The sequence below is a fragment of the Stenotrophomonas sp. genome, from assembly GCF_050737075.1.
In the GTDB taxonomy this organism is placed as follows: Bacteria; Pseudomonadota; Gammaproteobacteria; order Xanthomonadales; family Xanthomonadaceae; genus Stenotrophomonas.
Map to the genome: position 1 here is coordinate 37,708 of NZ_JBOHXV010000028.1, position 8,984 is coordinate 46,691.

Consider the following 8,984-nt stretch of genomic DNA (forward strand, 5'->3'; position numbering starts at 1 on the left):
GCCCACTGTTAGTGGGTACGCGTTTCGTCGGCCCATTCCGGGTTTCGTCGCAAACCCGTTGAACCTCGCGGGGCAGGGCGTCAACGTGGTTCCGGGCGGCACGGTGCCGCCAACGGAGACCGTCATGAAGACCCTGTTCGCGCTGGGCGTGTGGTGCCTGCTGTTCGTGCTGTGCTGGCCGCTGGCGATCCTGGCCCTGCTGGCCTGGCCGTTCGTGTGGCTGCTGAGCCTGCCGTTCCGCCTGGTCGGCATCACCTTCTCCGCGCTGTTCGCATTCCTGGGCGCGCTGTTCATGCTGCCGGCACGGGTGCTCGGCGTTGGGCGCGCGACGGCCTGATACCTGGCATGCATCCGGCGGTAGGGTTGGTTCCCAAACAACTGCCGTTGCCGGTGATCGGGCCTGGGACGCATGACCTCTGCCCGAGAGGCGCCTTCGTTTGAGGTCATGCGTCACCGAACGTCGGGCCGTCATCGGCAGTCGTTCGGGAACCGACCCTACCGGCGCGGGGCGTTCCGAGCGGCGTGTATTGCACGGTCGCAGCTACGCAGGGCGTGGCTCTACGGCAACGTTGATCAACAAAAAACCCCGCCGAGGCGGGGTTTTTCGTTGCATCACCACCGGCCGGTCAGTTGGCCTTGTGGATCGCGCGCTTGCTCACGGCCATGGCGGCGTCGTGGACGACTTCCGACAGGGACGGGTGGGCGTGGCAGATGCGGGCCAGGTCGTCGGCCGAACCACTGAACTCCATGGTCAGCACGCCTTCGTGGACCAGCTCGGACACGTTCGCGCCAACCAGGTGCATGCCCAGGATGCGGTCGGTCTCGGCGTGGGCCAGGACCTTCACGAAGCCCGACGGCTCGATCATCGCCACGGCACGGCCGTTGGCGGCGAACGGGAAGCTGCCGGCCTTGTACGGAATGCCCTCGTCCTTCAGCTGCTGCTCGGTCTTGCCGACCCAGGCCAGCTCCGGCTCGGTGTAGATGACCCACGGAATGGTGTCGAAGTTGACGTGGCCCGGCAGGCCCGCGATCAGCTCGGCCACCGCGATGCCTTCCTCGAAGCCCTTGTGGGCCAGCATCGGGCCGCGCACGCAGTCACCGACCGCCCACACGCCGTCCACGCCGGTGTGGCAATGGTCGTCCACTTCGATCTGGCCGCGCGCGTTGATCTTGACGCCCGTGCCTTCGGCCAGCAGGCCCTTGGTGGCGGCGCGACGGCCAACGGCCACCAGCAGCTTGTCCACCACCAGGCTCTTCTCGCCTTCGGCATCGGTGTAGGTCAGGGCGACTTCCTTCTTCTTGCCCTTGCCGGTTACTTCAGCCTTGGACACCTTGGCACCCAGGCGGATGTCCAGGCCCTGCTTCTTGAATTCCTTGGCGGCGACCTTGGCCACTTCGCTGTCGGCAGCGGCCAGGAAGTCGGGCAGCGCTTCCAGGATGGTCACTTCCGAACCCAGGCGCTTCCACACGCTGCCCAGTTCCAGGCCGATCACGCCGGCGCCGATCACGGCCAGGCGGGCCGGCACTTCGGTGAAGTCCAGGCCGCCGACGTTGTCGACGATGGTCTCGCCGTCGAACTTGGCGAACGGCAGTTCGATCGAATCCGAACCGGCGGCGATGATGACGTTGGTGCCCTTCAGCTCGATTTCCGAACCGTCGTGCTGCTTGACCTTGACGATGTTGCCCGGCTGCAGCTCACCGAAACCGTAGTAGGCGGTGACCTTGTTGGCCTTGAACAGCATGGCGATGCCGCCAGTGAACTGCTTGACGATCTTGTCCTTGCGGCCAACCATCGCCTCGACGTCCATCTTGGCGTCCTTGAAGCTGATGCCGTGGTCGCCAAAGATGTGGCCCATGTTCCAGAACTGGCGCGAGGAATCCAGCAGCGCCTTGGACGGAATGCAGCCCACGCGCAGGCAGGTGCCGCCGAGGGCCGGCTTGCCATCCTTGCCCAGCGCTGCGTCGATGCAGGCGGTCTTCAGGCCCAGCTGTGCGGCGCGGATCGCGGCATGGTAGCCGGCCGGGCCGGCACCGATGACGACGACGTCGAATTGTTCAGCCATTTGTCATTCCTTGTTTCTTTACCAGAACCCCTCCGCGCGGACGCGGAGGGGCGGGAGGTCTTACAGGCCGAACAGCATGCGGCCCGGGTTTTCCAGCTGGTTCTTGATGTCCACCAGGAACTGCACCGAGTCCTTGCCATCGATGATGCGGTGGTCGTAGGACATCGCCAGGTACATCATCGGCGCGATCACGACCTGGCCGTTCTGGGCGATCGGACGCTCCTTGATGGCGTGCATGCCCAGGATGGCGCTCTGCGGCGGGTTGATGATCGGGGTGGACAGCAGCGAACCGAAGGTGCCGCCGTTGGTCACGGTGAAGGTGCCGCCCTGCAGTTCTTCCAGGCTCAGCTTGCCGTCACGGGCCTTCTTGGCGTAGTCGGCAATGGTCTTCTCGATGTCGGCAAACGACATGCGTTCGACGTTGCGCAGCACCGGGGTGACCAGACCCTTCTCGGTCGACACGGCGATCGAGATGTCCGAGTAGCCGTGGTAGATGATGTCGTCGCCGTCGATCGATGCATTGACCAGCGGGAAGCGCTGCAGCGCGTTGGCGGCGGCCTTCACGAAGAAGCTCATGAAGCCCAGCTTGATGCCGTGCGCCTTGACGAACTCGTCCTGCAGATCCTTGCGCGCCGCCGAGACCTTGGACAGGTCGACTTCGTTGAAGGTGGTCAGCATGGCCGTGCTGTTCTTGGACTGCATCAGGCGCTCGGCGATGCGCTTGCGGATGCGGGTCATCGGCACGCGCTCTTCCGGACGCGCACCGGCGGCCTTGCCGGCGCCGCCATTGCGGGCGAAGTTGACGATGTCTTCCTTGGTCACCGCGCCGCGGCGGCCGGTGCCGTCCACGTCGGCCGGGTTCACGCCTTCGGTGATGGCACTGAAGCGGGCGCCCGGGGGCAGGGCATCGGCAGCGGACTTCGACGCCGGGGCCGGCGCAGCGGCGGCGGCCGGGGCAGCAGCCGCGGCCGGAGCAGCGGCAGCAGCCGGCTTGGCTTCGGCAGCCGGGGCCGGGGCAGCCGCCACGGCGCCTTCTTCGATGATGGCCACGATCTGGCTGGAGGTCACGGTGGCGCCCACCTCGAACTTGATCTCCTTCAGCACGCCGTCGACTGGCGACGGCACTTCCAGGACGACCTTGTCGGTTTCCAGATCAAGCAGGTTTTCATCGCGCTTGACGGCATCGCCGACCTTCTTGTGCCAGGTGGCGATGGTGCCGTCGGCGACGGATTCGGGCAGTACCGGGGCTTTGACTTCGGTGGCCATGCGGGAGCTTCCTGGTTTGTCTTTTTCTAGAATGGGGGGAGGTTATTCAGCGACCGCGTCGTTGAACGGGTTGACCAGTGCATCGGCGACCAGCTTCTGCTGTTCGATGATGTGGTCCGCCATGTGTCCAGCGGCGGGCGATGCCGAACGGGCGCGACCGGCGTAGTGCAGGCTCTGGCCATCGGCCAGGCAGAACTGCAGGTGGTGGCGGATCTGGTACCACGCACCCTGGTTTTGCGGTTCTTCCTGCGTCCACACCACGTCGGCAGCCTTGCCGTACTTCTTGAGCTCGGCGGCCAGCAGCGCACGCGGGAACGGATACAGCTGCTCCACGCGGATGATGGCGACGTCGTCCTGGCCACGCTTGGTCTGGTCTTCGAGCAGGTCGTAATAGACCTTGCCCGAGCACAGCACCACGCGCTTGACCTTCTTGGCATCCGCATTCGCGTCGCCGATCAGGTGCTGGAACTCGCCATTGGCCAGTTCGTCCAGGGTCGACACGGCCAGCTTGTGGCGCAGCAGCGACTTGGGCGACATCACCACCAGCGGCTTGCGGGTGGTCAGGTGCAGCTGGCGGCGCAGCATGTGGAACGCCTGCGCCGGGGTGGAGGGCACCACCACCAGCATGTTCTCCAGCGCGCACAGCTGCAGGAAGCGCTCCAGGCGCGCCGAGCTGTGTTCCGGACCCTGACCTTCGTAACCGTGCGGCAGCAGCAGGGTGAGACCGGTAACGCGGCCCCACTTGGCTTCACCGGCGGCGATGAACTGGTCGATGACCACCTGGGCGCCGTTGGCGAAGTCGCCGAACTGACCTTCCCAGATGCACAGGGTGTTCGGGTCGGTGGTGGAGAAGCCGTACTCGTAGGCCATCACCGCTTCTTCGCTGAGCAGCGAATCGATGATGGTGGCCTTCTCCGGCGAATCCACCAGCTGACGCAGCGGCAGGTAGTAGTTGTCGGTCTTCTGGTCGTGCAGGATCGCGTGGCGGTGCGTGAACGTACCGCGGCCGACGTCCTGGCCGACCAGGCGCAGCGCGTGGCCTTCGTCGAGCAGGGTGGCGTAGGCCAGGTTCTCGGCAAAGCCCCAGTCGCCCGGGATCTCGCCGGCGGCCATCTTGCGACGGTCGTCGTATACCTTGGACACGCGCGAGTGCAGTTCCACTTCGGCCGGCACGGTGTTGATCAGCTCGGCCAGCTGCTTGAGCTTGGCCGGGTCGACCTTGGTGGACACCGGGTCGGACAGCTTGCCTTCCAGCAGCTTGGGCCAGTCGACGAACAGCGCGCTGCTCGGCGGGGTCTTTTCGACCTTGGCCAGCTCGGTGGTCACTTCGCCCGCGTCCAGCTTGTTGCGGTAGGCATCGACCATCGCCTTGCCGGCGCCGGCTTCGATCACGCCGGCCTGTTCCAGCTGGGCGGCGTAGAGCTCGCGGGTGGTCTGGTGCTTGCGGATCACCTGGTACATCAGCGGCTGGGTGATCGCCGGCTCGTCGGCCTCGTTGTGGCCCCAACGGCGGTAGCACATCAGGTCGATGACCACGTCCTTGGCGAACTTCTGGCGGAACTCGAAGGCCAGCTTCGCGGCGAACACGACCGCTTCCGGATCGTCACCGTTCACGTGCAGCACGGGCGCGGCGATCATCTTGGCCACGTCGGTGGCATAGCGGGTGGAGCGGGTGTCTTCCGGGTTGGACGTGGTGAAGCCCACCTGGTTGTTGACCACGATGTGCACGGTGCCACCGACGGCGAAGCCGCGGGCCTGCGACATCTGGAACAGTTCCATGACCACGCCCTGGCCCGAGAAGGCCGCGTCGCCGTGGATCAGAATCGGCATCACCTGCTTGCGCGCGGTGTCCTTGCGGCGCTCCTGGCGCGAACGTACGGAACCGGCAACCACCGGGTCGGCGATTTCCAGGTGCGACGGGTTGAACGCCAGTGCGAGGTGGACCGGGCCACCTTCGGTGGCGATGTCGGCCGAGAAGCCCATGTGGTACTTCACGTCGCCGGCCGAGGCGTGCTCGTCGTGCTCGAACTTGCCTTCGAACTCGTCGAACAGCTTGCGCGGGTTCTTGCCGAGGGTGTTGACCAGCACGTTCAGACGGCCGCGGTGGGCCATGCCGACCACGACATCCTTGACGCCATCCTTGCCGGCGTCACGAATGATGGTGTCCATCATCGGGATCAGCGAGTCGCCGCCTTCCAGCGAGAAGCGCTTCTGGCCGACGTACTTGGTGTGCAGGTAGCGTTCCAGGCCTTCGGCGGCGGTCAGGCGCTCCAGCGTGCGGCGCTGGGTAGCGGCGTCCATGCTGTAGTTGCCACCGGCCAGTTCGAGGCGCTGGTAGATCCACTGGCGCTGCTCGACCTCGGAGATGTGCATGAATTCCGCACCGATCGAGCCGGTGTAGGTCTTCTTCAGGCGCTCCAGCAGGTCGCGCAGTTTCATGCGCGGCTGGCCACCCACACCGCCGGTGCTGAACTCGGCATTGAGGTCGCCGTCGGACAGGCTGTGGAACGGCAGGCCGAGGTCGGGCGAGTTGACCGCCTGGGCCAGGCCCAGCGGATCCAGACGGGCGTCCAGATGGCCGCGCGAACGGTAGGCGGTGATCAGACGGCCGACATTGCGCTCGCGCTCGTCGCCGGTACCGGTGGCCGTGGCGCTGTTGCCAGCGTTCTTGGCCGCTTCGGTGATGTGGGCGATGACGGCCGAGTGCGGAATGTCACCGGCTTCGCGGCCCTTGAAGCCGTCGAAGTAGGTCTTCCATTTGGGATCGACACTGTCCGGAGAAACGAGGTACTGCTCGTACAGATCCTCGATATAGGAGGCGTTGCCGCCGGCGAGCTGCGAAGACTGCGCAAACTGCTTCAGTAGATTGTCCACGATGGAGGGTCGGATTCGCTTGTGGGGTAGGGCTTCGATGATCCGGCAGGAAAGATGAATAGCCCTGCGCGGGCGGTATCTAACTCCACAAATTGTACCCCCATCGGGACAGGAAGGGGCACCGCACGGGTCCCGGCGGGACCTGCGGTGTCATTCCCAGACAGGTTCGAGACCGTTGCGTGGACTACAGACCGAGCGCGCGCAGTTCCGTGCAATCACGCGAACGTTCCCATACGCGCTGCAAACCGTCCTGCAACGGTCGCGAACGTGCAGGTAGCGCGAGCGCCGCTTCGCCGTCGAAGCGCAGGCCGCTCAGACGAAAGTAGTAGTCGCCCGCATCGTTGAGCAGGCAGGCCGAGGCCAGCGCACGGTCGATGGGATCGCTCACCTGGCGCACCCGGAACACGGTCGGCAGGCGCTGGATCAGGCCCAGCAGCGGCGAACCGGCCTGGGCGATGGCGGCCGCGTCGTGGACGATGAAGGTGGCCTGCTTGTCGTGGCGGGCAGTGGCGAAGCGGCGCAGCGCCTCCAGCACCGGGGGTGCATCGAGCAGGCCGGGGTCGAGCACGCGGCTGTGGATCCACAGCTGGCGGCGGGCACGGTGGACCAGCGCGGTGGTGATGGCTACCGCTTCGGCGGCATTGTCGATGTTGACCGCCCCGTCCAGCACGCGGCGCATGTGCTGGTGGGCGATGCCGGCCTCTTCGAACACCTCGCCATGGGGCAGGAAGCCCTGCCGGGCGTAGAACGCACGGGCCGGCAGCTGGGCGTGCAGGCTCACCTCGCGCCAGCCACGCTGGCGGGCGGCGTCGACCAGGGCGAGCAGCAGCTGTTCGCCGACGCCCTGGCTGCGCCAGTCGGCCAGAACGGCCATGCGCCCGATCCGGCCGTCCGGGGTCAGGCGGCCGGCGCCGACCGGCTGGCCCTGCGGATCGCTGGCCAGCACATGCACGCTGAGCGGGTCGAGCGCGTCGATCTCCAGTTCGGCCGGCACCTGCTGTTCGTCGACGAACACGGTGTGGCGGACCCGGTGCAGCAGGTCCCGATGGGCGGGGTAGTCGACCACCTCGACCTGGACGCCGGGCCGGGACATATCAGGAGCGGCTGCCGGACGGCTCGCCGTCGTCGCTGTCGTCGAAATCGACGATGACCTCGACCCCGTCCTCGTGGATGGTCACTTCGTGCACGCTGGCCTGCACGTCTTCGTCCTCGACCACTTCGACGGTCTCGATGGCGTCGATGATTTCGTATTCGGCCACGTCGCCTTCGGCGTAGTCGTCTTCGTCTTCGTCATCGAATGCCTGGCCGTCCAGCAGCTGGTAATAGCCCCCGGCGACGAGCTCATGCAGCGCATCGCGGCCCTTGGCCGACAGCTTCTGGTACAAGGCGGCACCGACCTGCTCGGCGGCGGCCAGGGCCTGCGCGTCCTTCACCGGCAGGGCGAATTCCAGGCCGCTGCAGTACAGGCTGGCGCCACGCTTGGCCCGGCGCCAGGCCAGGCGGGCCCACGGGTGGCGGCCCAGCTCGATGCCTTCGGCCAGGGCGGCTTCGATGTCCTCGCGCGACAGCGCGTCACCGGAGGCCACGACCTCACCGGCGGCGCGGTAGGTGGTGATGAAGCGACCGAACCAGTCGCCGAGGCGGTCCGGGTCGTTCATGCGGATGGCGTTGAGCGCCTGCACGACGCGGTTCATGGCGACGACGTCGATTTCGTTCGGGTCCTCGGGCACCTTCAGGTCCGGGTCCTGGTAGCGGATGGCCTCGTCGGCATCCTCGATCAGGGTGTCCAGATAGTCGCTGATCAGCTCGGCCGACGCCGGGGCGCGCATGCCGAAGGAGAAGGTCAGGCAGGGGTCTTCGGCCACGCCGTTGTGCGGCACGTTCGGCGGCAGGTACAGCATGTCGCCCGGTTCGAGCACCCAGTCGTGGGTCGGCTTGAAGCGGCGCAGCAGCTTGAGTTCGACGTCGTCGCGGAAGTCCAGCGGCGGGCGCTTGCCCTTGATGGACTCGCTGGCGTCGATCTGCCAGCGGCGGTGGCCGTAGGCCTGCAGCAGGAAGACGTCGTACTGGTCGACGTGGGCGCCGACCGAGCCGCCGGTGGCGGCGAAGCTGATCATCACGTCGTCCATCCGCCAGCGCGGCAGGAAGTTGAAGTGGCTGATGAGGGCGCGCACGTCCGGGTCCCACTTGTCCACGTCCTGGACCAGCAGGGTCCAGTCGTGGTCGGGCATGCCCGGGAATTCTTCTTCCTGGAACGGGCCGGTACGCACGGTCCAGCCGTCGGTGGCACGGTCGTGGCTGATGAGGCGGGCGAGGGCGGTTTCCTCGCAGGCCAGGCCGGCCAGGTCTTCGGGCTGCAGCGGCGTTTCAAAATCGGGGAAGGCGCCGCGGATGAGCAGCGGGCGCTTCTGCCAGTAATCGCGCAGGAAGGTCGCGGCGGGCATGCCCAGCGGCAGGCCCGGGCGGGCCTGGACTTCGATGACAGGGGTTTTGGTCTTGCGCACAGCCATGGGGGAATCCTTGCAGCGTAAAGACGGAAAGCGGGGCGCGGCGTGGTCGCGCGCTCAGGCATGCCTATTGTCTGCTGGTTGGCGGCGATGTGCACCTGCGGTGGGTTGTCGCGTGGAACGTTGGCGCCTCAGTGTTTGCGTGCGGGGCGGCCGGCGGGTAGCCCCCGTAGGGACACGCCGTAAACCGCCCTCCGGGCCCCGGCCCAACCGCCAGCGGTTGTGCGTTCAGTCGCACGCGAGGCAGTGCCTCGCAAGCAGTGCGCCTTCACCC

Annotated in this window: 6 protein-coding genes; 1 reads left to right on the top strand and 5 read right to left on the bottom strand. The window is 66.6% G+C overall.

What is annotated here, in order from left to right; all coding sequences use genetic code 11:
• Positions 1 to 124: 124 nt before the first annotated feature.
• Positions 125 to 337 carry a hypothetical protein gene (locus tag ACREPD_RS09215; protein ID WP_431599040.1) on the top strand — a complete coding sequence of 71 codons (213 nt, stop codon included), beginning with the start codon at positions 125 to 127 and terminating at the stop codon, positions 335 to 337.
• A 289-nt stretch (positions 338 to 626) separates the two neighbouring features.
• Here ACREPD_RS09215 and lpdA read toward each other — a convergent pair whose 3' ends face one another.
• From lpdA to ACREPD_RS09240, 5 genes are all read right to left on the bottom strand, one after another.
• On the bottom strand, positions 627 to 2,063 hold the full coding sequence (lpdA, locus tag ACREPD_RS09220; RefSeq protein ID WP_431599041.1) for a dihydrolipoyl dehydrogenase: 1,437 nt from the start codon (positions 2,061 to 2,063) through the stop codon (positions 627 to 629).
• Between the two features lie 60 nt (positions 2,064 to 2,123).
• Entirely contained in the window at positions 2,124 to 3,329 is a 1,206-nt protein-coding gene (sucB, locus tag ACREPD_RS09225) for a dihydrolipoyllysine-residue succinyltransferase (protein WP_431599042.1), read from the bottom strand.
• Between the two features lie 42 nt (positions 3,330 to 3,371).
• Positions 3,372 to 6,203 carry a 2-oxoglutarate dehydrogenase E1 component gene (locus ACREPD_RS09230; RefSeq protein ID WP_431599043.1) on the bottom strand — a complete coding sequence of 944 codons (2,832 nt, stop codon included), beginning with the start codon at positions 6,201 to 6,203 and terminating at the stop codon, positions 3,372 to 3,374.
• A gap of 184 nt (positions 6,204 to 6,387) precedes the next feature.
• A complete protein-coding gene (locus tag ACREPD_RS09235; protein WP_431599044.1) occupies positions 6,388 to 7,296 on the bottom strand; it encodes a GNAT family N-acetyltransferase in 909 nt (302 codons plus the stop codon).
• 1 nt (position 7,297) lies between these two features.
• Positions 7,298 to 8,713 (bottom strand): JmjC domain-containing protein, encoded by a 1,416-nt coding sequence (locus ACREPD_RS09240; RefSeq protein ID WP_431599045.1) that lies wholly within the window; start codon positions 8,711 to 8,713, stop codon positions 7,298 to 7,300.
• Between the last annotated feature and the right edge of the window lie 271 nt (positions 8,714 to 8,984).